The sequence below is a fragment of the Streptomyces sp. GbtcB6 genome, assembly GCF_019091475.1.
In the GTDB taxonomy this organism is placed as follows: Bacteria; Actinomycetota; Actinomycetes; order Streptomycetales; family Streptomycetaceae; genus Streptomyces; species Streptomyces hyaluromycini.
In genome coordinates this window covers 1-387 of record NZ_JAGXJL010000212.1, presented here as the reverse complement: position 1 = coordinate 387, position 387 = coordinate 1, and the positions used below count along the sequence as shown (strand labels likewise).

The 387-nt window shown below is 73.6% G+C and carries 1 pseudogene; it reads right to left on the bottom strand.

The annotated features are described in order from the left end of the window. Positions 1-387: pseudogene (locus tag KVT45_RS55205) on the bottom strand (ubiquinone-dependent pyruvate dehydrogenase); the annotation flags it as partial.

Sequence of the window (387 nt, the reverse complement as noted above, 5' to 3'; positions counted from 1 at the left end):
TACTCGACGTGCTCCTTGCCGCGCATGGTGTGGACGACCGGAGCGCGCAACGCCCCGGCGAGGCGCACCAGTTGGTCGTGGGCGCCGGCACAGCCCGCGCCGGCCAGGATCGTGATCCGTTCCGAGTCGTTCAGGAGGGCCGCGGCGCGCTCGATCTCCTCGTCGGCGGGACGCACCACCGGCGTGGTGGGCCGCACGGTGGCCGCCTTGCGCGGGTGGTCGAGCCGGTGCAGCAGCACGTCGCCCGGGACCACGAGGACGGACACCCCGTTGCGCTCGACGGCCGTGCGCAGGGCGATGTCGAGGAGGCGGGGGAACTGCTCGGGCGTGGCGGCCAGTTCGCAGAAGTCGCTGCACTCCCGGAACAGCTCCTGGGGGTGGGCCACC